Annotated in this window: 19 protein-coding genes and 1 other annotated feature; of the genes, 8 read left to right on the forward strand and 11 right to left on the reverse strand. The window is 62.9% G+C overall.

All coding sequences use genetic code 11. The features are described from left to right. Positions 1-102: 102 nt before the first annotated feature. From AB6Q56_RS16385 to AB6Q56_RS16395, 3 genes are read left to right on the forward strand one after another with little or no spacing between them, the layout of a single operon-like run. Complete coding sequence (locus AB6Q56_RS16385) at positions 103-3,546, forward strand: indolepyruvate ferredoxin oxidoreductase family protein (RefSeq protein ID WP_434514120.1); 3,444 nt, start codon at positions 103-105, stop codon at positions 3,544-3,546. 9 nt (positions 3,547-3,555) lie between these two features. Beyond that, on the forward strand, positions 3,556-4,305 hold the full coding sequence (locus tag AB6Q56_RS16390) for a class I SAM-dependent methyltransferase (protein WP_434514121.1): 750 nt from the start codon (positions 3,556-3,558) through the stop codon (positions 4,303-4,305). A gap of 6 nt (positions 4,306-4,311) precedes the next feature. Continuing rightward, positions 4,312-6,420 (forward strand): sensor histidine kinase, encoded by a 2,109-nt coding sequence (locus tag AB6Q56_RS16395; protein ID WP_434514122.1) that lies wholly within the window; start codon positions 4,312-4,314, stop codon positions 6,418-6,420. Here AB6Q56_RS16395 and AB6Q56_RS16400 read toward each other — a convergent pair. Further along, entirely contained in the window at positions 6,390-7,055 is a 666-nt protein-coding gene (locus tag AB6Q56_RS16400; RefSeq protein ID WP_434514123.1) for a response regulator transcription factor, read from the reverse strand. The genes AB6Q56_RS16395 and AB6Q56_RS16400 overlap by 31 nt on opposite strands. A 215-nt stretch (positions 7,056-7,270) precedes the next feature. Between AB6Q56_RS16400 and AB6Q56_RS16405 the strand changes: the two genes are divergently transcribed. Further along, positions 7,271-8,502, forward strand: a protein-coding gene (locus tag AB6Q56_RS16405; protein ID WP_434517128.1) for an IS3 family transposase whose coding sequence is annotated in 2 segments (ribosomal slippage) — positions 7,271-7,559 and positions 7,559-8,502 — 1,233 coding nt in all. Because the reading frame shifts where the segments join, the coding sequence is not laid out codon by codon here. Then, positions 7,549-7,665, forward strand: a sequence feature (AL1L pseudoknot). (Overlaps the previous gene by 117 nt.) Positions 8,503-8,545: 43 nt before the next feature. Next, on the forward strand, positions 8,546-9,040 hold the full coding sequence (locus tag AB6Q56_RS16410) for a PhaM family polyhydroxyalkanoate granule multifunctional regulatory protein (protein WP_434514124.1): 495 nt from the start codon (positions 8,546-8,548) through the stop codon (positions 9,038-9,040). 75 nt (positions 9,041-9,115) lie between these two features. Here AB6Q56_RS16410 and AB6Q56_RS16415 read toward each other — a convergent pair whose 3' ends face one another. Next, positions 9,116-10,012 (reverse strand): AEC family transporter, encoded by an 897-nt coding sequence (locus tag AB6Q56_RS16415; protein WP_434514125.1) that lies wholly within the window; start codon positions 10,010-10,012, stop codon positions 9,116-9,118. A gap of 107 nt (positions 10,013-10,119) precedes the next feature. Here AB6Q56_RS16415 and AB6Q56_RS16420 point away from each other — a divergent pair, with 107 nt between their 5' ends. Together AB6Q56_RS16420 and AB6Q56_RS16425 are read left to right on the forward strand one after the other, a co-directional pair. Continuing rightward, complete coding sequence (locus AB6Q56_RS16420) at positions 10,120-10,563, forward strand: NfeD family protein (RefSeq protein WP_434514126.1); 444 nt, start codon at positions 10,120-10,122, stop codon at positions 10,561-10,563. Between the two features lie 26 nt (positions 10,564-10,589). Continuing rightward, positions 10,590-11,450: an SPFH domain-containing protein gene (locus tag AB6Q56_RS16425; protein WP_434514127.1), complete on the forward strand. Its 861-nt coding sequence runs from the start codon at positions 10,590-10,592 to the stop codon at positions 11,448-11,450. Positions 11,451-11,551: 101 nt separating this feature from the next. On the opposite strand, the gene AB6Q56_RS16430 is transcribed toward AB6Q56_RS16425, so the two are convergent. After that, positions 11,552-12,124 carry a hypothetical protein gene (locus AB6Q56_RS16430; protein ID WP_434514128.1) on the reverse strand — a complete coding sequence of 191 codons (573 nt, stop codon included), beginning with the start codon at positions 12,122-12,124 and terminating at the stop codon, positions 11,552-11,554. 128 nt (positions 12,125-12,252) lie between these two features. Between AB6Q56_RS16430 and AB6Q56_RS16435 the strand changes: the two genes are divergently transcribed. Beyond that, entirely contained in the window at positions 12,253-13,440 is a 1,188-nt protein-coding gene (locus AB6Q56_RS16435) for a CaiB/BaiF CoA transferase family protein (protein WP_434514129.1), read from the forward strand. A gap of 9 nt (positions 13,441-13,449) precedes the next feature. Here AB6Q56_RS16435 and AB6Q56_RS16440 read toward each other — a convergent pair whose 3' ends face one another. The 8 genes from AB6Q56_RS16440 to AB6Q56_RS16475 form a co-directional block, all read right to left on the reverse strand. After that, on the reverse strand, positions 13,450-13,950 hold the full coding sequence (locus tag AB6Q56_RS16440) for a hypothetical protein (protein ID WP_434514130.1): 501 nt from the start codon (positions 13,948-13,950) through the stop codon (positions 13,450-13,452). Between the two features lie 14 nt (positions 13,951-13,964). Next, entirely contained in the window at positions 13,965-15,194 is a 1,230-nt protein-coding gene (locus AB6Q56_RS16445; protein ID WP_434514131.1) for a phenylacetate--CoA ligase family protein, read from the reverse strand. Between the two features lie 151 nt (positions 15,195-15,345). After that, entirely contained in the window at positions 15,346-16,161 is an 816-nt protein-coding gene (locus AB6Q56_RS16450; RefSeq protein ID WP_434514132.1) for an ABC transporter ATP-binding protein, read from the reverse strand. Between the two features lie 53 nt (positions 16,162-16,214). Next, positions 16,215-17,546 carry an ABC transporter substrate-binding protein gene (locus AB6Q56_RS16455; protein ID WP_434514133.1) on the reverse strand — a complete coding sequence of 444 codons (1,332 nt, stop codon included), beginning with the start codon at positions 17,544-17,546 and terminating at the stop codon, positions 16,215-16,217. Positions 17,547-17,602: 56 nt separating this feature from the next. Next, positions 17,603-18,679 carry a branched-chain amino acid ABC transporter permease gene (locus AB6Q56_RS16460; RefSeq protein WP_434514134.1) on the reverse strand — a complete coding sequence of 359 codons (1,077 nt, stop codon included), beginning with the start codon at positions 18,677-18,679 and terminating at the stop codon, positions 17,603-17,605. Between the two features lie 115 nt (positions 18,680-18,794). Beyond that, on the reverse strand, positions 18,795-19,724 hold the full coding sequence (locus AB6Q56_RS16465; RefSeq protein ID WP_434514135.1) for a branched-chain amino acid ABC transporter permease: 930 nt from the start codon (positions 19,722-19,724) through the stop codon (positions 18,795-18,797). A gap of 12 nt (positions 19,725-19,736) precedes the next feature. Continuing rightward, positions 19,737-20,519: an ABC transporter ATP-binding protein gene (locus AB6Q56_RS16470; protein ID WP_434514136.1), complete on the reverse strand. Its 783-nt coding sequence runs from the start codon at positions 20,517-20,519 to the stop codon at positions 19,737-19,739. A gap of 13 nt (positions 20,520-20,532) precedes the next feature. Then, positions 20,533-22,500 carry an AMP-dependent synthetase/ligase gene (locus AB6Q56_RS16475; protein ID WP_434514137.1) on the reverse strand — a complete coding sequence of 656 codons (1,968 nt, stop codon included), beginning with the start codon at positions 22,498-22,500 and terminating at the stop codon, positions 20,533-20,535. Positions 22,501-22,546 lie beyond the last annotated feature (46 nt).

Genomic DNA, 22,546 nt, shown 5'->3' on the forward strand with positions numbered 1-22,546 from the left:
TCGCTTTCGGCCAGACTCAAATCTCCAAGCTCCGTGTCGCCAACACCCCCGGCGGCACGGCGACGAAACCTCGCCCACAAGGCGAACATAACGGAGACAACAATGAGCAACCTCGCTCTACCAGCCGCGCTCGCCGCGACGCTGGACGACAAATACACCCGTAGTTCCGGCCGCGTCTTCCTGACCGGCACCCAGGCCCTGATCCGCCTCCCCATGCTGCAACGGGAACGCGATCTGGCCGCCGGCCTGAATACTGCCGGCTTCGTTTCCGGCTACCGCGGCAGCCCGCTCGGCAATCTCGATCTCGGCCTGTGGAAAGCCAAACAGCACCTCGCCGAGCATCACGTCACCTTCCAGCCGGGGATCAACGAGGACCTGGCAGCGACTGCCGTGTGGGGCAGTCAGCAAGTTGGTCTGTTCCCCGGCGCCCAATACGATGGCGTTTTCGGCCTGTGGTACGGCAAGGGGCCGGGCGTCGATCGCTGCGGCGACGTCTTCCGGCATGCCAATGCGGCCGGCACAGCCAAACATGGCGGCGTGCTGGTCATCGCTGGCGACGACCATGCTGCCAAGTCATCGACCCTGCCGCACCAGACCGAGCACATCTTCAAGGCCGTGCTGATGCCGGTGCTCTACCCGGCCAACGTGCAGGAGTACCTCGACTACGGCCTGCATGGCTGGGCGATGAGCCGCTACTCCGGCTGCTGGGTCGCCTTCAAGGCGCTGGCCGATACCGTCGAGACCTCCGCCTCGGTCAATATCGACCCGAGCGCTGTCAATATCGTCTATCCGACCGATTTCACCTTGCCGCCCGACGGCCTCAACATCCGCTGGCCCGACCCGCCGCTGCAGCAGGAAGCCCGCCTGCTCAACCACAAGCTCTACGCCGCCCTCGCCTATTGCCGGGCCAACAAGCTCAACCGGGTGATCATCGATTCGCCCGCCCCGCGCCTCGGCATCCTCACTGCCGGCAAGAGCTACCTCGACGTGCGCCAGGCACTCGACGAACTGGGTATCGACGACAAGCTGGCAGGCGAGATCGGCATCCGCCTGTACAAGGTCGGCATGGTCTGGCCGCTGGAACCGGAGGGCGTCCGCCACTTCGCCGAGGGGCTGGAGGAAATCCTCGTCGTCGAAGAAAAGCGGCAACTGCTCGAATACCAGCTCAAGGAGGAGCTCTACAACTGGCGCGAGGATGTCCGCCCCCGTGTCATCGGCAAATTCGACGAAATCGGCGAATGGTCGGAAGGCAACTGGTTGCTGCCGGCGACCGGCGAATTGCCCGTTGCTGTCATCGCCCGCGTCATCGCCGAGCGCATCGGCCGCTTCTTCACGTCACCGAGCATCGAGGCCCGACTGAAGGTCATCGCCGCCAAGCAGAAGGCTGCGCAGACCCCGATGGTGCTCGCCGAACGCAAGCCGCATTTCTGCTCCGGCTGCCCGCACAACACCTCGACCAGGGTGCCGGAAGGCTCGCGCGCCGTCGCCGGTATCGGTTGCCACTATATGGTGACTTGGATGGACCGCAGCACCTCGACCTACACCCACATGGGCGGCGAAGGCGTGCCCTGGGTCGGCCAGGCGCCGTTTACCGCCGAAAAGCACATCTTCGCCAACCTCGGCGACGGCACCTACTTCCACAGCGGCTTGCTCGCCATCCGCCAATCGCTGGCAGCCAAGGTGCCGATCACCTACAAGATTCTCTACAACGATGCCGTAGCAATGACCGGCGGCCAGCCGGTCGATGGCAACCTCAGCGTCGCCCAGATCACCCGCCAGTTGGAAGCCGAGGGGGTCGAGAAGATGGTCGTCGTCGCCAGCGATCCGGACAAGTATGCCGAGGTCACCGACCTCGCGCCGCATGTGCCGGTCCGCCATCGGGACGAACTCGATAGCGTTCAGCGCGAACTGCGCGAATACCCGGGCGTCTCGATCCTCATCTACGACCAAGTCTGTGCCACGGAAGCCCGGCGTCGCCGCAAGCGCGGCAAACTGCCACCAGTGACCAGTCGTGTCGTAATCAACGAGGGAGTCTGCGAAGGCTGCGGCGACTGTTCGGTGCAATCCAACTGCCTGTCGGTGGTGCCAGTCGAAACCGAATTCGGCACCAAGCGGCAGATCGACCAGTCGGCCTGCAATCAGGATTTTTCCTGCCTCAAGGGCTTCTGTCCCAGCTTCGTCACCCTCGAAGGCGCCAAGCCACGCAAGCGCAGCGCCGCCACCGACGATACCGAATGGCCCATCCTTCCCGCCCCGCAACTGCCGGCCACCGCCCAACCATACAACCTGATCCTCACCGGAGTCGGCGGCATGGGCGTCATCACACTCGGCGCCCTCGTCGGCATGGCGGCCCATCTCGACGGCAAGGGCATCTCGACTCTGGACATGACCGGCCTGGCGCAGAAATACGGCGCCGTCTTTTCGCACCTGCGCATCGCCGACCGCCCGGAAGACATCCACGCCGCCCGCATTGCCACCGGCGAGGCACACGCCATCATCGGCGGCGACCTGGTGGTCAGCGCCAGCACCGAAGCCTTGTCGAAAATGCTCGAAGGTCGGACCCGGGCGGTGGTCAGCTGCACCGACACACCGACCGCCGAATTCACCCGCAACCGCGACTGGCATTTCCCGCTTGCCGGCCTGCAGCGCCAGCTGACCGACACGCTGGGCAACGACCACGTGCAGTTCATCGACGCCCAGCACCTGGCCACCCGCCTGATGGGCGATGCCCTCTACGCCAACATGCTGCTGCTCGGCTATGCCTGGCAGAACGGCCTGGTGCCGGTTTCCGGCGCCGCGCTCGACAAGGCCATCGAATTGAATGGCGCAGCCGTCGACGCCAACCGCCAGGCCTTCGCCTGGGGCCGGCGTGCCGCACTGTTCCCGGATAAGGTTGCGGCCATTGCCGGGCCGCTGATGGGCAAGCCGGCACCGCAGCTGTCCCTGGACGACCTGATCGAACACCGCGCCAGCCACCTGACGGCCTACCAGGATGCCCGCCTGGCCGAACGCTATCGGCAGCGCGTAAACGCCATCCGGAAGCTGGGCGATGACGCGCTGACCCGCGTCGTCGCCACCCAGTACGCCCGCTTGCTGGCGCCCAAGGACGAGTATGAAGTCGCTCGCCTGTTCACCGGAGGCGACTTCATGGCGCGACTGGCCGAGCAGTTCGCCGGCGATCCGCAACTCGCCTTCCACCTGGCCCCGCCCTTCCTGGCCAAGATCGGCCCCGACGGCCGGCCGAAGAAGATACGCTTCAGCAGCCGGCTGCTACCGCTGCTCAAGCTGCTGGCCAAGGGGCGTTCGCTACGCGGCAGCTGGCTTGATCCCTTCCGCTTCGGGCCGGAAAAAATCGTCGACCGGCGCCTGCTGGCGGCCTACGAGGCGGATCTCGACCTCATCCAGGCATCCTCCGGCACGCCCGCCGCAGCGCTAGCGCTGGCCGACTGGCCGGCCGAGGTCCGCGGCTACGGCCCCGTCCGCCTGACGGCCGCTGAGAAGGCCGAAGCAAGCAGGGACAAGGCGCGAAAGGCCCTGATGACATAAAATCGGCGGATGTCCTCACCCCCGATTCGCCAGCTGGCGCTACAAGGCGCCGCTGCCATTCTCATCCTCTCCCTGGCTTGGCCGTATTTCGGCCTGCGGGGAGAGGCCATGCCCTGGCTGGAAACGAGCCTCGCCATCGGTGCTGCCGCCTGGCTGTTCGCCACCCTGTCGCGCCAGCCGTGGTGGTGGCGGGTAATCCACGCCGGTTTCATGCCGCTGGTCTGGTTCACTCATACGCTGGCCATCGACCCGGGCTGGTTCCTGCTCGCCGCCATCCTGCTGCTGCTCGTCTATCGTGGCGCGTTAACCGGACAGGTACCGCTTTACCTGTCCAACAAACAAACGGTGCAGGCCCTGGCCGATCTGCTGGCGGAACGCGGTACGAGCCGTTTTCTCGATCTCGGCGCCGGACTCGGCAGCACCACGATCCCGCTGGCCGACACGCTCCCGGAAAGCCGCTTCACCGGCTACGAAAACGCACCGCTGACCTGCCTGGCCGGACGGCTCCTCAGCATCGGCCGCCCCAATATCGACTGGCGCTGGGAAGACATGTGGCAAGCCCGGCTCGGCGATTACGACGTGGTTTACGCCTTCCTCTCCCCAGCTCCGATGGCCAGGCTATGGGAGAAAGTACAGGCCGAAATGAAGCCTGGCAGCGTATTCATCAGCAACAGCTTTCCGGTGCCCGGCGCCACGCCAGACCGTGTGATCGAAGTGGACTGCGTGCCGCCCCGCCCGCTCTACTGCTACCAACGCTAGCCCGGCATGGCCAAGCGCAAGCCCGAAACCCTCGCCCTGAGCATTTCGCTAGTCGGCACGCTGGTCGTGTTGTTGCTGTTTCTTGCCGACCTCGTCGTCGCCCGCCATCGCGACCAGGAAGCCGGCGAGCGACGACTGCAACACTTCAGCCTGATGATGGCCGAGCATACGGCGCGAAGTTTCGAGGCGGTCGATGTTCTTTTGCGCGAAACAGCCACCGATCTGTCGCATAGCCGGCGCAGCTGGCGCGACTGGGATGCCAGCAAGGGATGGGAATACATCGCCCAGCGCCACTCGCGCGCCATGCCGCAGTTGCGTGACCTGATCATCTTTGACGAAAAAGGCAACCAGCGTTTCATTTCGACCTATTTCCCGGCCCCCCAGATCAATGTCCGCGACCGCCCTTACTTCACGGCGCTGGAGGGTGGTGCCGAAGGGGCAACCTATGGTCCGTACATCGGACGCAATTCGGCACGCTATACCTACGGGATCGCCCGCCGCGTCACCGGCGACAACGGTCTGTTCAGCGGTGCCGTGTTTGGTGCCATCGAACCGGCCTACTTGCAGGACTTCTGTTGGTCCAACCGGCTCTCCGATGATTTCGAGTCGGTTCTCATCAACGCGAAGAGCGAAATTGTCGCCTCTTGCCGACCGACCGACCTGAGTCGTCAATCCCCCATCTTGGGCGCCAAGGCCGACGCCGTGCTCTTTACCGGAAAACTGAAGGGCCAGCTCGGTGAATTCGGCCTGAATCGCCACAACGGCCTCCTTGTTTCGCTGACCGCCGTTCCCGGTTTTCCCGACCTGCGCATCCTGAGCGCCATTCCCGAAAGCACCGTACTCGCCAGCTGGCACAATCGGCTGTTCGAATTGGGAACCATCGCCACGCTGGTGGTCATTGTCCTCCTCGTCAGCTCGACACTCGCTCGACGACAGGTTCGCGAAATGGCGAGGATGACTTCCGAACTGGCAGCAAGCCACGAGCATCTGGAAGAACGCGTTCAGGAAGCGACACTGGAACTGGCCGGACAAAAAGACGCCGCCGAGCGCGCCAACACGGCAAAAAGCCGCTTCCTGGCCGCCGCAAGCCATGACTTGCGGCAACCCTTGCATGCCCTCTCGCTGTTTGCCGCCGATCTGCAGCGCCAGATCCGCAGCGCCAACACGCAGGAGCTTCCCCATCTGGCCGAACAAATATCCGCCTCGACCACGCTCCTCGGCGAACTGCTCGATTCGCTGCTCGACATTTCGCGACTCGATGTGGCCGGCATCAAGCCTGAACCACGCCCCTCGCCGCTGCAACCGATCTTTCAGCGCCTCGCCGATGCCTTTCGCCGGGCGGCTGCCGATCGCAACATGACACTACGCATTCGCCCGTCCCCGCTGTGGGTCGAAACCGATCCGGTCATGCTCGAACGGATGATCGCCAACCTGCTGTCCAATGCGTTGCGCTATACCCCGCCCGGCGGTCGTGTGTTGCTCGCGGCACGGCGAAGAGGCAACAAAGTCGCCCTTGAGGTGAGGGACAACGGTATCGGGATTGCATCCGAACACCAGGCGGCGATCTTTGCCGAGTTCTATCAGGTAGGCAACGCCGCACGCGAGCAGAACAAGGGACTCGGCCTGGGGCTCTCCATCGTCGACCGGCTATCCAAGGCGCTCGACATCGAGGTCAAGCTGAAATCACGGACCGGTGAAGGAACATGCTTCACGCTCCACGTCGACGGTTTCCGGCCTGTCGCCCCACAACCAGCCGCGCCCCGAAAAATCGCACCAGCCGAAAAAGTCGATTGCATCGGCAACTCGCCAGAGCTGCAGAACTGCGCCGAACTCGCAAAGCGCTGGGAATACGAGGTGCGCATGCTGCCGGATGGCAATACTGGCCAGTCATCGCTACGCACCGTGGTCATCGCAGACCTGGCGGCGGCGGCAGCCCTGTGCCCCGGCGGTCGCCCCCCCGGCATGCCGCTCATCGTGCTGCTCGGCGAGCAGCCGGTGGAGTCATCGCCGGACCTGCCCAGCGGCGTACACGCGCTGCCAACGCCGGTACGCCCCGCAAAACTACGCGCGCTGATCAGCCAGCTTCAGAAAACGCTTTCGAAATCGATGCCGTAGCGGGCCACGGCAACCAGGGCCTGGGTGCGGCTGCTGACGTCGAGTGTCTTGAACACGGCAGTTGCATGGATTTTCACCGTTCCCTCCGACAAGCCCAACTGATCCGCGATTTCGCGGTTGGTCAGGCCGCGGACCATCAGGGCCAGAACCTGAGCCTGGCGATCCGTCAGCCCCACCTCGTCCGGACGCACGCCGTGCTTGACCGGCGGAATCGGCGTTTCGGCATCCAGCGTCGGCGCCGCGGACTGTCCGACAGGACGGAAGATGTTGCCATCCAGCACTTCGCGGACTGCCGAAAGCAGGGCCTCGCCGGAGAAGGCCTTGGGAATGAAGCCGGAGGCACCGAGATTGAGGACGCGGGTAATGGTCGGCACGTCGTCGAAAGCCGAGACCACGGCGACCGGCATGGCTGGGTAGCGGCGGCGCAGGATATCCAGGCCGGCAAAGCCGTCGATGCCGGGCAAGGCCAGATCGAGCAGGACCAGATCGAACTCGCCCTCAGCATCGAGCACATTGAGCGCTGATTCGAAATCCGGACTCTCCAGGACCGTGACCCCGGGCTCCATCTGCCCGAGCAGACGAACCAGGCCTTCGCGAACCAGTGCGTGATCCTCAACCACCAACAGTTTCAACATACCCCCCCCTCTCTATCTGCACGGCAATTTATCATTTTCGCATACCCCGCGCGGTAAATCACGGCTTGCACGCGACTTGACCCTGCCCGTCGGCCGAGGCTACATCAATATCACCCAAACCATTCGCTCCGGGTTTAAGATGGAAGTTCAAAAAGAACGGAGTGAATCGCCCCGGGAATTGAGGAGGCTCCATTACCTGAGAGAATGGAGCCATGATGAGCAAATCAAACAGATATTCCCCTGAAGTCAGAGAACGTGCGGTGAGGCTGGTACAAGAAGCCCGCAAAGAACATCCGTCGCAATGGGCAGCCATTGAATCGATAGCCCCGAAGATTGGTTGCGCAGCCCAGACGTTGCATGACTGGGTCAAGCGACATGAAGTGGATACGGGCCGGCGCGATGGGATAACCACCGATGAGCGTGAGCGTATGAAAGCCTTGGAGCGGGAGAACAAGGAGCTCCGTCAGGCCAACGAAATTCTGCGGCTAGCCAGTGCGTTTTTCGCGCAGGCGGAGCTCGACCGCCTCAAGAAGAAGTGAGGACATTTATTGACCGGCACCGGGAGACATATGGGGTCGAGCCGCTCTGCAAGCTATTGCAGGTTGCCCCGTCTGGCTATTGGCGTCACGCTGCCCGGCAACGCAATCCTTCCCTGCGGAGCGCCAGGGCGCAACGGGATGAATTGCTGATTCCTCAGATTCAACGGGTTTGGCAGGCCAATTTCCAAGTCTATGGTGTCCGCAAGGTTTGGCGGCAATTGCTCCGTGAGGGAACGCCCGTGGCGCGTTGCACGGTCGAACGGCTGATGAAGCATCTTGGCCTGGAAGGCGTCAGGCGCGGCAAGATCATGCAAACGACCTTCAGCGACACCCGTACGCCTTGCCCGCTGGATCGGGTGAATCGCCAGTTCAAGGCCGAGCGCCCGAACCAACTGTGGGTCTCTGATTTTACGTATGTCTCTACTTGGCAGGGATTTGTCTATGTCGCCTTTGTGATTGATGTCTTCGCTCGTCGTATCGTCGGCTGGCGTGTCAGCAGGTCAATGCGTACCGATTTTGTCCTCGATGCGCTTGAGCAGGCGCTGTATGACCGACAGCCCAAGCGTGACGGGGCACTGATTCATCACTCAGACAGGGGAAGCCAGTACGTTTCCATCCGCTACACCGAGCGGCTGGCCGAAGCAGGCATCGAGCCCTCTGTCGGCAGCAAAGGCGACTCTTACGATAATGCCCTGGCTGAAACCATCAACGGCCTCTACAAAGCCGAATTGGTTTATCACCGGGGCCCCTGGAAAACCATCGAGTCCCTGGAGCTGGCCACCCTGACTTGGGTGACTTGGTTCAATCACACTCGACTCCTCGAGCCCATCGGAAACATCCCGCCCGCCGAGGCGGAGGAACGGTACTATTCACAATCCCTTGTGCAGGCAACGACCGCCTGCACTTAAACCTCGGAGCCTCTACGAAACCCGGGGCGATTCAGAGACCGACATGGCTGACGATCAAGTGCACGACCCGCTCAACTTCATGCGCAGCATGTGGGGCAACATGGGATTCTCGCTACCCGGCATGGTGGCACCGACTTTCGATGTCGACGAACTGGACAAGCGCATCAAGGACATGAAGGCCGTCGAGGGCTGGCTGCGCATGAACCTGTCGATGCTGCAGATGACGATCCAGGGCCTCGAAATGCAACGCACGACTGTCGGCGCGGTGCAGGCCATGAGCAAGATGGCGTCCGATGCCGCGAAGTCGCTGGCGCCCGACGCTGCGCAACAAGCCCCCGCCCCGCAACCCCATTTTTTCCAGGGTGTAGCCGACCCGGCGCACGGCACGCTTTCCGACGCCGCCATGTGGCCTTGGCAAATGATGCAGCAGATGCGCGAGCAAATGCAGCAACACGCCGAAGCGGCCGCCCAGGTGGCAACCACTGCCGCCGCCGAAGCGGTCGCCGGCAAGCCGAAAGCACCACGCGGCAAGAAGTAGGCACCCGACTGGGTTCCGGCGTCAGCCGGAACCCGACCAACCTGGGCGCCAAAAAACCGGCCCTTGCAAACGCCTCTAGCGCGACAGCCAGGCAGCCCAGCCCGGCAAGGTCAGCATCGAACCCAGCGTCGTCGCGGAAATCAGCCAAGCGACGCTGCGCCCGTCCCCCCCCATGCGCATGGCCAGGATGTAGGCGGAGGAAGCTGTCGGCAAGGCGGCGAACAGCACGACGATCTGGAAATTGAGCCCGGAAAGCCCGAGCAGGGAAGCCACACCAATCGCGATCAGCGGCAGCACCAGCAATTTGACGGCAACCAGCCAGCCGGCGAAGACCTTGACGCCGGCAGCCCCATCCAGCCTCAAGGCGGCACCGACGGTGATCAGGCCGAGGGCGATCGAGGCGTCGGCAAGACGCCCCAGGAAAGCCTGCAACGGAGCCGGAGGCACGAAGCCGGCGAGATTGAGAATGAAGCCGGTGGCCGTTCCCCAGATCAGGGGATTGCGCGCCACCTCGCGCCACAACCCGACCTCGCCATGGCGCGCAAGCATCCATACCGAGACCAGGTTGGCAAAGGGAACCGCCGCACCGACGATCAAGCCCATCGTTGCGATACCCGGCGCACCGAAGAGCATCCCGGCGACCGCCAGCGCGATGTAGGAGTTGAAACGGTAGGCACACTGGAACATCGAGGCATAGGTCAGCGCCGGCAAGCGGGTAAACAGCCGGGGCACGAGGCCGAGCAGCATGCCGCCGGCCATCGCTGCAAAAGCGGTGGCCAGCAAGGGCAGCGCCGCGGCGAGATCGAGACGGGTCTTTACGATGGCGTTGATGAGCAGGGCCGGAAACAGAATGAAATAAACCAGCTTCTCCACGCCATTCCAGAAATGGTCGCCCAGGTGCATCCAGCGTCGGATACCGGCACCGAGCAGGATCAGGGCGAAATCGGGGAGAAGGAGCAAGGCGGTACTCATCCGGCCATTCTAATTCCGGGCAGCAACCGGAGACATCGGGACAATCCACAATCGGCCTTGACCCTGCGCGCCAAACCCGAAATACTCAGTACAGCAAGGAGAACGCTATGCAACTTGAATGGTGGGCATGGATAGTCGGCGGCATCGGCCTGATCTTGGCCGAGTTGCTCATTCCATCCTTTTTCGTCGTCTGGTTCGGCCTCGGCGCACTGCTCGTCGGGCTGCTCGCGGTCCTCATCCCCGGTTTGTCCCTGACAGTGCAACTGGCAATCTGGACCGCCGCTTCGCTGGCCATGGTCATGCTCTGGTTCAAGGTCTTCAAACCGGGCTTTCACAAGACGCGGATCGGCACCGCCGCCGGCGAAGCCGTGGGTGAAATCGGCCTACTGGTCAGCGCGGTCGCCCCCTTCGAACGCGGCAAGGTACGTTTCCAGCGCCCTGTCCTCGGCTCTGAAGAATGGGTCTGCATGGCCGACACCCCCATCGCGACGGGAGAGCGGGTGAAGGTTGTCGCCGTTGAAGGCAGTTTCCTGACGGTCAGCAAGATTTAGGACGTATTCACAGCAAGGAGTCACTCATGGAAGTCAGCCCCGGATTCGTCGTCGTTCTTGCCCTCCTGGCCTTTGTCGCCGTCACCATCGCCAAAGGCGTCCGGATCGTGCCGCAGGGCGAGGAATGGATCGTCGAGCGGCTCGGCAAGTACCACGGCACCCTGAAGCCCGGCCTCAACATCGTCATTCCCTATCTCGACAAGATCGCCTACCAGCTTGTCACCAAGGACATCATCCTCGACGTTCAGGAGCAGGAGGTCATCACGCGCGACAACGCGGTGATCCTGACCAACGCCATCGCGTTCATCAAGGTGACCGATCCGGTCAAGGCGGTCTATGGCGTGACCGATTTCTCCGAAGCCATCCGCAACCTGATCATGACCACGCTGCGCTCGATCGTCGGCGAGATGGAACTCGACGAGGCCCTGTCGTCGCGCGACAAGATCAAGGCACGCCTGCGCGAGAGCATTGCTGACGAAGCGGTGGATTGGGGACTGACCGTCAAGTCGGTCGAAATCCAGGACATCAAGCCGTCGCAATCGATGCAGAAGGCGATGGAAATGCAGGCCGCCGCCGAACGCGAGCGCAAGGCGGTCGTCACCCGCTCGGAAGGGGCAAAACAGTCCGCCATCCTCGAGGCGGAAGCCCGGCTCGAATCGGCCAAGCGCGATGCCAATGCCCAGGTCATGCTGGCCGAGGCGTCCGCCGAAGCGATTCGCCGCATCACCAGTGCAATCGGCGAGCACACCGGCCCGATGTCCTACATGCTGGGCGAAAAATACATCGCCGCGCTGGAGCGCATGGGTGAGAAGGACAACGCCAAACTGGTGGTCCTGCCGGCCGACCTTCAGGAAGCGGTGCGCGGGCTGTTCGGCCGCAAGGCTTGATCAAACCTTGGCCGGAGCCCCCTGCCTGAGTGCGCTACATGCGCAGGCTTCTCCGGCCAGCCCGGGACAGGTTTCGGGCGGTTCCGGAAAGCCAGGTCGCCTCAATCCTCCTCGTACTGCTTGCGCAGCCGTTTAAGCCCCTGGCGGTAGGCTTCGGCATCGCCGTAATCGAAGAATTTCGGATAGCGTTCGTGGGCTGTCCGGAGACGCCGCGCATGCTTGATCGGGCACCAATACTGTTCGGTCCGCGCCGCCACCTCCCGCGCATAGGCGATGACACCATTGCCGTAGGAACAATAGAAGCAATTGAATTTCTCAATGATATTCAGGTAGGGCAGATCTTCGCGATCGAAGACCAGATATTCCGAGCGTTTGATCTTCGGTATCCGGTAGATCGGAAAACAGATGCCCTGATAGATGGTCACAAACAGATCCATCAGCAGGAAGGGAATCCAGCCCGCGTAGATGATCGGTGCGCTGAGGACGACCAGCAGGCGGCTGCGTAGCAGGAAGCGGAACAGGCCGATCTTGTAGCGACGCTGCTGGCGCAGGAATTCGTCGGCCAGTTCATCTCTTTTCTGCGCCCATTCCTCGCGTTTCGCGCGGTACTCTTCTTCCAGCTCATCCTGCAGGGCGCGAATGCGCGCCAGCAGTTCGTCGGCATGCTTGTTCATGATTCCCGATCCGTGAAGTACTCAACCCAAACCATGGCAGTTTGCCCGATCATGCACGCATCGTCACACGCTAAAATGGCCTTTTGAGGCCTGACTGCCACAAGCCCCTTCCCGCGCTCACCGAGATCATGGAAAAAGAACACGCCCAAGTCCAACAGAACGGCCCGTTGGCCGGCATCAAGGTCGTCGAATTCGCCGGCATCGGCCCCGGCCCCTTTTGCGGCATGCTGCTCGCCGACATGGGTGCGGAAGTCACCCTTCTGGAACGGGCGGGCGGCACCTTCGCCTCGCAACTGTTTGGCGGGGGGCGCAAGGCCGTCGCCAATCGCGGCAAGAAATCGCTGTGCATCGATCTCAAGCACCCGGACGCGAAGACGCTGGTGCAGCGCCTCGTCGACGAGGCCGACGTCGTGCTTGAGGGCTTCCGCCCGGGCGTCATGGAACGCCTGGGTTTCGGCCCGGAGGAGTGCCTGGCGCGCAACCCGAAATTGATCTACGCCCGGATGACCGGTTGGGGGCAAAGCGGCCCGCTCGCCCCACGCGCCGGCCACGATGCGAACTACGCCGCCATTGCCGGCGTGCTCGACACCGGTCGCCGCCACGGCGGCGCGCCGTGGGCGCCACCCACCCTGGTCGGCGACATGGGCGGCGGCGGGCTGATGCTGGCCTGGGGGATCGCCTGCGCGCTGCTCGAGGTCAGGCGTAGCGGCCTCGGCCAGGTGATCGATGCCGCCATGTGCGAGGGCGCCGCGGTGCTGGCGCATGGCCTGTTCAATCTGGAGGCGCTGGGCGAATGGCAAGGCCAATGCGCCATCGATTCGAGCGCCCCGTTCTACGACGTATATCAGTGCGCCGACGATTTGTGGATCAGCGTCTGCCCGCTCGAACCCCAGTTCTACCAGACTTTCGTCGACCGCCTGGGCTTGGGCGGCGACCCGGCATTCGCCGGCAGGCAATACGACACGCAGCACTGGCCGGCCATGAAGGATCGGCTGGAAGGCATTTTCCGCAGCCAGCCGCGCGCCCATTGGGAAGCGCTATTTGCCGATACGGACGACTGCGTGTGGCCGGTGCTGAGCATGAAGGAAGCCCCGGCACACCCACACAACAAGGCCCGGGAAGCCTTCGTCGACATCGCCGGCGTCACCCAGCCGACACCGGCACCGCGCTTGTCGCGCACACCGGGCGCCATTCAGGGACCGCCGCCCCTGCTCGGCGAAAACAGCCGCGAATGCCTGGCCCGACTCGGCTTGTCGGCAGCGGAAATCGACCGCCTGGTCGAATCGGGGGCGGTCAGCCTGCCGCGCAGCGCCTAAGCCGGCGCATCAGCGCTCGCAAATGCCGAGCAGATCGGCTTCGAGCTCGATCTCCATGCCTTTCTCCAGCCGGCGATCGATGAACGCGCCACGATAGAGCCGCCCGGCGTTTTCCGCCTTGCGGGCATGCGGCGTTTCCCAGTCAATGACCCGAATCCGAACGATGCCGATCTGCTCGTCGCGCTCAGGAACCCCCTGATCAACGCAGGGATAGGCCAGTGCGTGGCGGTTGAACTCGGCCCGCGTGTATTGCTCGATATTCTTGCCCGGGACCAGCGGGCACCGGCCCAGGCGACGGGTCCGCACCTCGCTGGCAAGCACCTCGCCTTTCAGGTAGAACACCGGATCAGTGACCACCCAGCCCGCCCCGCCCTCCTCGTAACGCACACACTGGCCGGGACGGAGCATTTCCGGCTGTTTGAAAAGCAGGCGTGCCGAAGGACGCAACGGCGCATCGTCGGCTTGGGCGTTGAGCGCCAGAGCGACGAGCACGGCAAGGAGATAGCGCATGGAAGCGTTCCGGATCAATAGACCCGGCTATCTTCGATCACCTTTCCATCGTTGGGCAAGCCCCCCGGCGCGGCAAAGGCGATTTCGCCGCGTAATTTGGTCACTTCCCGCAGGCTGTTGACCAGGGCCTTGTCGAGCGCCTCGTGACCGGCCTCGATCTCGCAATGGAGGACCATGCGGTCCTGCCCCCCCGGATTGTCGACCACCAGGCGCATGCGGTGGATTTCCGGATGACGGCCGGCGATCTCGGCGACCTGCTCCGGATGCACAAACATGCCCTTGATCTTGGTCGTCTGGTCGGCGCGCCCCATCCAGCCCTTGAGACGAATATTGCTCCGCCCGCAGGACGAACGTCCGGGCATGATGGCGGACAGGTCGCCGGTCGCGAAGCGGATCAACGGATAATCCGGGTTGAAGGTCGTCACCACCACTTCGCCGACCTCACCCGGCGCGACCGGGTCGCCAGTACCTGGACGAACGATCTCGACCAGCAACTCCTCTTCGACGACCAAGCCCTCCTCGGCATCGGTTTCGTAAGCGATGGCACCGATATCGGCCGTCGCATAGCACTGGCGCACCGTGATGCCGCGCTCGTTGAGCCAGTTGCGGGTGACGCCCGGCAAGGCTTCGCCGGAGACCAGCGCCTTCTTGAGCGACGAAATGTCGGCGCCCATTTCTTCGGCCTTCTCGACGATGATGCGCAGGAAGGACGGCGTACCGACATAACCGTCCGGGCGCAGGTCGACCATGGCCTGCACCTGCTGCTCGGTCTGCCCGACACCGCCAGGAAAGACCGCGCACCCCAGCTTGCGCGCCCCACCCTCCATCAGGAAGGCGCCCGGCGTGAAGTGGTACGAAAAGCAGTTGTGGATCAGATCGCCATTGCGGAAGCCGGCGGCATAAAGCACGCGGGCCATCCGCCAGTGATCCATGTCCACGCCTTGCAACTCGTAGATCGGCCCCGGTGAAGCAAAGACGCGCTTGGCCTTGTGGCGCGGCAAGGCGTTCAGGCCACCGAACGGCGGATGCTTCTTCTGCAGTTCGATCAAATCGCGCTTGCGGGTCAGCGGCAAGCGCGACAACGCCTCGCGCGTCGCGCAATCGAACGGATTGATCCCGGCCAGGGTCTGGAAATAGTAGTGTGTCGTTTCCTTGGCATGCGCCACCTGGCGTGCCAGCTTGTCCATCAAATCCGCCTCGCGCTCATCCGGATCGCGGGTCTCGAGCGGGTCGTAATAGCTCATTTCAAATTTCTCCGTTTGTTCCGGTTAGTCATGGCAGCCCCGCACGGCACCTGGAATGGCAAAGTAGCCGCTCAAGGCAAGGCGGAGACGGGCGCCGTTTGCTTTTGCAAACAAGCCCGCCAACAACGCCGCCATGAGCGGCGCACTGCCATTACGAAAGCCAGCGCTTGCGGCGACGGTAGTGTTTTACTTCGCGGAACGACTTGCGCCCCGACGACGACAAGCCCAGGTAAAACTCCTTCACGTCCTCGTTGTCGCGCAGATCGGCCGCCGAGCCTTCCATCACCACACGCCCGTTTTCCAGGATGTAGCCGAAATCGGCATAACGCAGCGCGATGCTGGTGTTCTGCTCGGCCAGGACGAAGGTGACCTTTTCCTTCTCGTTCAGCTCCTTGACGATGCTGAACACCTCTTCGACGATCTGCGGAGCCAATCCCATCGACGGTTCATCGAGCAGCACCATCTTCGGGTTGGCCATCAGCGCACGACCGATGGCGCACATCTGCTGTTCGCCGCCCGAGGTATAAGCGGCCTGGCTGGTCCGCCGGGTCTTCAGGCGCGGAAAGAAGTTGTAAACCTTCTCCAGGCTTTCCTGCACCGCTGCCTTGCCATCGGTTCGCGTATAGGCGCCGGTGAGCAGGTTTTCCTCGATGCTCAGATGGCCGAAGCAGTGGCGGCCTTCCATGACCTGGACGACGCCGCGCTGCACCAGGTCGGCCGGAGTCAAGGACTCGACGCGCTCGCCCTTGAGCTCGATAGAACCCTTGGTGACTTCGCCGCGTTCGCCGTGCAACAGGTTGCTCACCGCGCGCAGGGTCGTCGTCTTGCCGGCACCGTTGCCGCCGAGCAGGGCGACAATGCTGCCTTCCGGCACGGTGAACGAGACGCCCTTGAGGACGAGGATGACGTGGTTGTAGATAACCTCGATGTTGTTGACACTGAGGAAGGTATTCGGGGTGGCGGTCATATTCGACTCTCGTGAAAGGCTCCCGCGAGTGAGCGCGGGAGCCGAGGTTCACCTTATTGCTTGCACTGTTCCGGCGTACGCGGCGTGATCTTCTTCTCTTCGGCGTACTTGCGCGAAGCGTTGAGGACCATGCCGCGCAGCAGCTTCTCGTCAGCCTGGTACCAGTCGGCGCCCGGCGTCCACTTGGTGCCGTCCCAGGTCTGGATGCGTACCCACGACGAACCCATGTGATCGAGGCAGGAGGTCTGCACCGGACGCATCACGCCGGCAAAGCCCATGCCGTCCAGGGTCTTCTGGTCGAGATTGAGATTTTCCAGGCCCCAGCGGGTCTGCTCGCCGGTCATGACCTTGCCCTTGCCGTAGCGTTCCTGCGCCTTGCGCACGCCCTCGACGGCGACCATGGAGGAGATCAGGCCGCGCATATAGAGCACGGAACCGACTTCTTCCTTCGGCCCGGTGCCTTGGCCCTTGGCGTGCACCATCTCCAGCATGTCCTTGACCACCTTGGAATTCGGCTCGGCGGAGTGCTGCAGGGTCAGCGCGGCATAACCCTTGGCGCCGGCGCCGACGTCCTTGACATCGGGTTCGGCACCGGCCCACCAGATTCCGAGCATCTTCTCGCGGGCGAAACCGGTGGCCTGTGCTTCCTTGAGGGCGGTGGAGTTCATGACGCCCCAGCCCCAGAGCAGGACGTTGTCCGGACGCGCCTGGCGGATCTGCAGCCAGGTTGCCTTCTGCTCGACGCCCGGGTGAGCCACAGGCAGCAGCATCAGCTCGAAGCCGTGCATCTTGGCGCGCTCCTGCAGCAGCGGAATGGGCTCCTTGCCGAACGGGCTGTCGTGATAGACCAGTGCGATCTTCTTGCCCTTCAGTTTATCGAGGCCGCCGGCCTGCTTGGCGATATGCTGGATGGCGACATCGGCACCGACCCAGTAGGTACCGAGGAGCGGGAAGTTCCAGTTGAACACCGAGCCGTCCTGCGATTCGCTACGGCCGTAGCCGGCGGTCACCAGCGGAATTTTGTCCACCGGCGCCTTGTCGGTCAGAGCGAAGGTGACGCCCGTCGACAGCGGCTGGAAGACGGTGGCGCCCTTGCCCTTCAGGCGCTCGTAGCACTCGACGCCGCGGTCGGTGGCGTAGCCGAATTCGCACTCCTCGAAGGAGAGCTTGACGCCGTTGACGCCGCCCTTGGCGTTCACCAGCTTGAGGTAATCGACGTAGCCGTTGGCCCAGGGGTTGCCGTTGGCGGCATAGGCACCGGTGCGGTACACCAGGACCGGGAAGAACTGCTCCTTGGCCTGGGCAAAGGCCGCGGTGGATACGGTTGCCGAAGTCAGGCCGACGGCAGAAACGGCTGCAGCAAGTGCGAGAGCGCGGAATTTCATGGGTTGTCTCCTCCTGTTGATCAGGTTATGAATCGTGAAATTTTGCTGTCTCCGCGTCAGTGCGGGAAAGGCCACAGACGCAGTTTTTCCTTGGCGATCGCCCACAGGCGAGCCAGGCCGTGCGGTTCGACGATCAGGAAGAAAACGATCAACGAACCGAAGATGATCAGCTCCGCATGCGACACCGCGGCTGTCGAGATATGCAACCCGAGCAGACCGCCGAGCGCCGGCAGGAACTGGTTGAGGAAGATGGGCAGGATGACGATGAACGCGGCGCCGACGAAGCTGCCGAGTATCGACCCCAGGCCCCCGATGATGACCATGAACAACAGCTGGAAGGAACGATCGACCGAGAAGGCCGCTGGCTCCCAGGAGCCGAGGTGCACGAACCCCCACAGGGCGCCGGCGACGCCGACAAAGAAGGAACTGACGGCAAAGGCAGAGAGCTTGGCGTACATCGGGCGGATGCCGATGACTTCGGCGGCCACGTCCATGTCGCGGATGGCCATCCACTGGCGGCCGATGGTGGCGCGCGTCAGGTTCTTGGCGATCATTGCGAAGACGACGATGAAGCCGAGGCAGAACAGGTATTTTTCGGCCGGCGTGTCGACAACCCAACCCAAGACGCTGAGATCGGACACCGACACCGAACCCGACGACGAATCGTTGGTGAACCACTTGATGCGCAGGAAAGCCCAGTCGCAGAAGAACTGCGCCGCCAACGTCGCCACCGCCAGATAGAGGCCGCGTACCCGCAGGCTGGGGATGCCGAAAAGGATGCCCATGCCAGCAGAAGTCAGCCCGCCGAGCAGCAGGGCGCCGATCAGCGGCATGCCGTCGATGCGGATCAGGAAGTTGTAGGCCGCATATGCTCCAACCGCCATGAAGGCCCCGGCCCCCAAGGTAATCTGGCCGCAATAGCCGACCAGCAGGTTGACCCCGAGCGCGGCGAGCGACAGGATCAGGAAGGGAATGAGGATGGCGCGGAACATGTACTCGTCGGCCAGCATCGGCACGGCGAGGAAAGCGAAGGCGACGACCCCGAGGACGAACCATTTGTCCTGGGCGATGGTGAAGATTTGCTGGTCGGCCGCGTAAGTGGTCTTGAACTGGCCGTTTTCACGATAGAGCACGTTTTTCTCCCTGACGGTCAGACGCGATTGATGATCTTTTGGCTACGGCCGCTGACGCTTGACTTGCCCCGCAAGTTAGCCTGCGCCGAAAGATTGAATGCTTTGTTCATCATGATCACACCCGATTGATGATCTTTTCGCCGAACAAACCCTGCGGCCGGAACAGCAGAACGACGAGGGCGAGGACATAGGCGAACCAGATTTCGATGCCGCCACCGACCATCGGTCCGATATAGACCTCCGAGAGTTTTTCGCCGACACCGATGATCAGGCCGCCGACGATGGCGCCCGGCACCGAGGTCAAGCCGCCGAGGATGACCACCGGCAGCGCGCGCAAGGCTACCGTCGCCAGCGAGAACTGGACGCCCAGCTTGGAACCCCAGATGATGCCCGCGACCAGGGCAACGACCCCGGCGACCAACCAGACGATGACCCAGATGCGGTTGAGCGGGATGCCGATCGACAAGGCCGCCTGGTGATCGTCGGCCACCGCGCGCAGCGCACGTCCGACCGGCGTTTTCTGGAAGAACAGGGTAAGCAGCCCGACCAGCAGGGCGGCGATGAGGGCGGCGATGAAGTCTTCCTTGTTGATCAGGATGCCGCCTTCGAACAGGCTCTCGAACATCATCACCGGCTCTTTCGGCATGCCGACATCGATGTTGTAGATCTCGCTGCCGAAGATGGTCTGGCCGATGCCCTCGAGGACGTAGGTGATGCCCAGCGTCACCATCAGCAGGGTGGCGCCCTCCTGGTTCACCAGCTTGCGCAGCACGAAGCGTTCGACCGCCCAAGCGACGAACCACATCACCGCCCCGGCGCCGACAAAGGCAATCAGGTTGGCCAGGAACAGGCTGTTGCCGCCGAGGGCCGCGTTGGCCCACTCGGAAAAGCGCGCCATGGCCAGCGCGGCAAACAGAACCATCGCCCCCTGGGCGAAGTTGAAAACGCCGGAGGACTTGAAGATCAGCACGAAGCCGAGCGCCACCAGCGAGTACAGCATACCGGCCATCAAGCCGCCGATCAGTGTTTCGATAAAGAATCCCATGTTGCTCTCCGCTTAGTGACCCGCGCCCAGGTAGGCCTTGATGACCTCGGGGCTGGAACGCACTTCGTCCGGCAGGCCGTCGCCGATTTTCTTGCCGTAGTCGAGAACGACCACGCGGTCGGAAATATCCATGACCACCCCCATATCGTGCTCGATGAGCACGATGGTGGTGCCGAACTGGTCGTTCACGTCGAGGATGAAGCGGCACATGTCCTGCTTTTCCTCGACGTTCATGCCGGCCATCGGCTCGTCGAGGAGCAGAATCTGCGGCTCCATGGCCAGGGCTCGGCCGAGGTCGACACGCTTCTGCAGCCCGTAAGGCAAACGCCCCACAGGAGTCTTGCGGATGTGCTGGATTTCGAGGAAGTCGATGATTTCCTCAACCTTGCGCCGATGCGCGATCTCTTCCTTCTGGGCCGGGCCGAGCCACAGTGCCTGCAACAGCATGTTGCTCTTCATCTTGAGGGTGCGTCCCGTCATGATGTTGTCGAGCACGCTCATGCCCTTGAACAGCGCGATGTTCTGGAAGGTCCGGGCGATGCCGGTGCTTGCCGCCATGTGCGGCTCCATCTTCTTGCGTTCGACGCCACGGTAGAAAATCTTGCCGTCCTGAGGATGGTAGACGCCGTTGATGACGTTGAGCATCGAGCTCTTGCCGGCACCATTGGGGCCGATGATGGCGCGCACTTCGTGCTCGCGGATATTGAAGGAAATGTCGGTCAGTGCCTTGACGCCGCCGAAGCGCAGCGAAATGTTCTGCAGGTCGAGGATGACGTCGCCGATTTTTCTGCTCATTGTTCTCTCTCCCTTAGGCCGCTTTTTTGGCGATCGGGAAGGTCTTGACATCGATGATCGCGAGGTCGGCGGACACCTTGCCGCGACGCCCGTCTTCGAACTTGACCTCGGTTTCGATGTACTGCTTGCCCTTGCCCCCGTAGAGGGCGTCGATCAGTACCTTGTATTTTTCCGCGATGAAATTGCGGCGCACCTTGCGCGTGCGGGTGAGCTCATCGTCATCCGGGTCCAGCTCCTTGTGCAGGACGAGGAAGCGATGCACCTGCGAGTCGGCGACCATGGCGTCATGGGCGAGCGCGGCGTTCACCTCCTCGATGCACGACTTGATCATCTCCAGCACCTGCGCCTTGCCGGCGAGGTCGGTATAACCCGAGTAGGCGATGTTGCGACGCTCAGCCCAATTGCCGACGGCGCCGACATCGATGTTGATGAAGGCGCAGACCATGTCGCGGTCGTGGCCGAAGCAGACGGCTTCCTTCACGAACGGGAAGAACTTCAGCTTGTTCTCGATGTAGTTCGGGGCGAACATCGCGCCGTTCGACAGCTTGCCGACATCCTTGGCGCGGTCGATGATCTTCAGGTGGCCGTCCTCGTCGAGGAAGCCGGCATCGCCGGTCAGGAAATAACCGTCGGCGTTGATCGACTCGGCGGTCGCGTCGGGGCGCTTGTAATACTCCTTGAGCAACATCGCACCCTTGACCAGCACCTCGCCGTTGTCGGCAATCTTGATCTCGACCCCCGGCGCCGGAGCGCCGACGGTGTCGGATTTGACCTGACCATCCGGCTGCAGGCAGACGTAGGCGCAGGTTTCGGTCTGGCCGTAGAGCTGCTTGAGGTTGATGCCGATGGAACGGTAGAAACTGAACAGCTCGGGGCCGATGGCTGCGCCGGCCGTGTAGGCGACCCTGATCCGGCTCATGCCGAGCACGTTGCGCAGCGGGCCGTAGATCAACAGGTTGCCGAGCCAGTACTGGAAACGGTCGCCACCGGACACCGGCTTGCCGTCGAGAATGTCGCCACCACAGCGCTTGGCGACCGCCATGAAGTGATGGAACAGGCGCTGCTTGAGTGGCCCGGCGTCCTCCATGCGGATCTGCACCGAGGTCAGCAGGCTCTCGAAGACGCGCGGCGGTGCGAAGTAGTAGGTCGGGCCGATTTCGCGCAGGTCGGTCATCACCGTCTCGCCGGACTCCGGGCAATTGATGGTGAAACCGCAGACCAGCGATTGCGCGAACGAGAACAGATGGTCGCCCACCCAGGCCATCGGCAGGTAGGAGAGGATATCGCCCTCGGCACCCAGTTTGTCGACCTGCGCCCCGCCCTGTGCCGCGGCAATAAAGGCAGCGTGCGTCTGGCAGACGCCCTTGGGCTTGCCGGTGGTGCCGGAGGTGTAGAGCATCACCGAGACGTCGTCGAAATGCCCCTTTTCGACCTCGTCATTGAGGAAATCGGAGTGGTTGCGATCGTGGATGCGCCCCATTTCCATCAGTTCATGCACATCGTGCAGGAAAGGCTGGTTGTAGTGACGCATGCCGCGCGGATCGTCATAGATGATGTGCTCGAGCGACGGCAGCTGATCCTTGATCTCCAACAGCTTGTCGACCTGCTCCTGGTCCTCGACGATGGCGAAGCGGACACCGGCGTCCTGCAGCACGAACAGCATTTCGGCAGCCACCGCATCCTGATACAGCGGCACCGGAACGCCCCCCAGGCACTGGGCGGCGCTCATCATCATGTAAAGGTGCGGACGGTTGTCGCCGACGATGGCCAGGTTGTCGCCGCGCTTGAAGCCCAGCGAAGCCAGGCCGCAGGCCAATGCCCGGACGCGCTCGGCAACATCGGACCACGTCCAGGTCTGCCAGATACCGAGATATTTCTCGCGCATGGCCGGCGCGTTGGGCCGGACCCTGGCGTGATGAAACAACAGCCGCGGGAAGGTGTGCAAACCGTCCAGCGAATCGAAATTCACCTGCGTAGGCATTTCTCGTCTCCTCCGCCGCGACTCATGGTTCGCGGTCTAACGTTCG

Source organism: Dechloromonas sp. ARDL1, from assembly GCF_051122455.1.
Taxonomy (GTDB): domain Bacteria; phylum Pseudomonadota; class Gammaproteobacteria; order Burkholderiales; family Rhodocyclaceae; genus Azonexus.

What these genes read in the sequence shown, in the direction of transcription:
- AB6Q56_RS16470 (WP_434514136.1), bottom strand. Translation starts at nt 20,519, where the DNA reads ATGAGCAGAAAAATCGGCGACGTCATCCTCGACCTGCAGAACATTTCG.
- AB6Q56_RS16410 (WP_434514124.1), top strand. Translation starts at nt 8,546, where the DNA reads ATGGCTGACGATCAAGTGCACGACCCGCTCAACTTCATGCGCAGCATG.
- AB6Q56_RS16415 (WP_434514125.1), bottom strand. Translation starts at nt 10,012, where the DNA reads ATGAGTACCGCCTTGCTCCTTCTCCCCGATTTCGCCCTGATCCTGCTC.
- AB6Q56_RS16395 (WP_434514122.1), top strand. Translation starts at nt 4,312, where the DNA reads ATGGCCAAGCGCAAGCCCGAAACCCTCGCCCTGAGCATTTCGCTAGTC.
- AB6Q56_RS16385 (WP_434514120.1), top strand. Translation starts at nt 103, where the DNA reads ATGAGCAACCTCGCTCTACCAGCCGCGCTCGCCGCGACGCTGGACGAC.
- AB6Q56_RS16455 (WP_434514133.1), bottom strand. Translation starts at nt 17,546, where the DNA reads ATGAAATTCCGCGCTCTCGCACTTGCTGCAGCCGTTTCTGCCGTCGGC.
- AB6Q56_RS16425 (WP_434514127.1), top strand. Translation starts at nt 10,590, where the DNA reads ATGGAAGTCAGCCCCGGATTCGTCGTCGTTCTTGCCCTCCTGGCCTTT.
- AB6Q56_RS16435 (WP_434514129.1), top strand. Translation starts at nt 12,253, where the DNA reads ATGGAAAAAGAACACGCCCAAGTCCAACAGAACGGCCCGTTGGCCGGC.
- AB6Q56_RS16420 (WP_434514126.1), top strand. Translation starts at nt 10,120, where the DNA reads ATGCAACTTGAATGGTGGGCATGGATAGTCGGCGGCATCGGCCTGATC.
- AB6Q56_RS16475 (WP_434514137.1), bottom strand. Translation starts at nt 22,500, where the DNA reads ATGCCTACGCAGGTGAATTTCGATTCGCTGGACGGTTTGCACACCTTC.
- AB6Q56_RS16400 (WP_434514123.1), bottom strand. Translation starts at nt 7,055, where the DNA reads ATGTTGAAACTGTTGGTGGTTGAGGATCACGCACTGGTTCGCGAAGGC.
- AB6Q56_RS16450 (WP_434514132.1), bottom strand. Translation starts at nt 16,161, where the DNA reads ATGACCGCCACCCCGAATACCTTCCTCAGTGTCAACAACATCGAGGTT.
- AB6Q56_RS16440 (WP_434514130.1), bottom strand. Translation starts at nt 13,950, where the DNA reads ATGCGCTATCTCCTTGCCGTGCTCGTCGCTCTGGCGCTCAACGCCCAA.
- AB6Q56_RS16390 (WP_434514121.1), top strand. Translation starts at nt 3,556, where the DNA reads ATGTCCTCACCCCCGATTCGCCAGCTGGCGCTACAAGGCGCCGCTGCC.
- AB6Q56_RS16445 (WP_434514131.1), bottom strand. Translation starts at nt 15,194, where the DNA reads ATGAGCTATTACGACCCGCTCGAGACCCGCGATCCGGATGAGCGCGAG.
- AB6Q56_RS16430 (WP_434514128.1), bottom strand. Translation starts at nt 12,124, where the DNA reads ATGAACAAGCATGCCGACGAACTGCTGGCGCGCATTCGCGCCCTGCAG.
- AB6Q56_RS16465 (WP_434514135.1), bottom strand. Translation starts at nt 19,724, where the DNA reads ATGGGATTCTTTATCGAAACACTGATCGGCGGCTTGATGGCCGGTATG.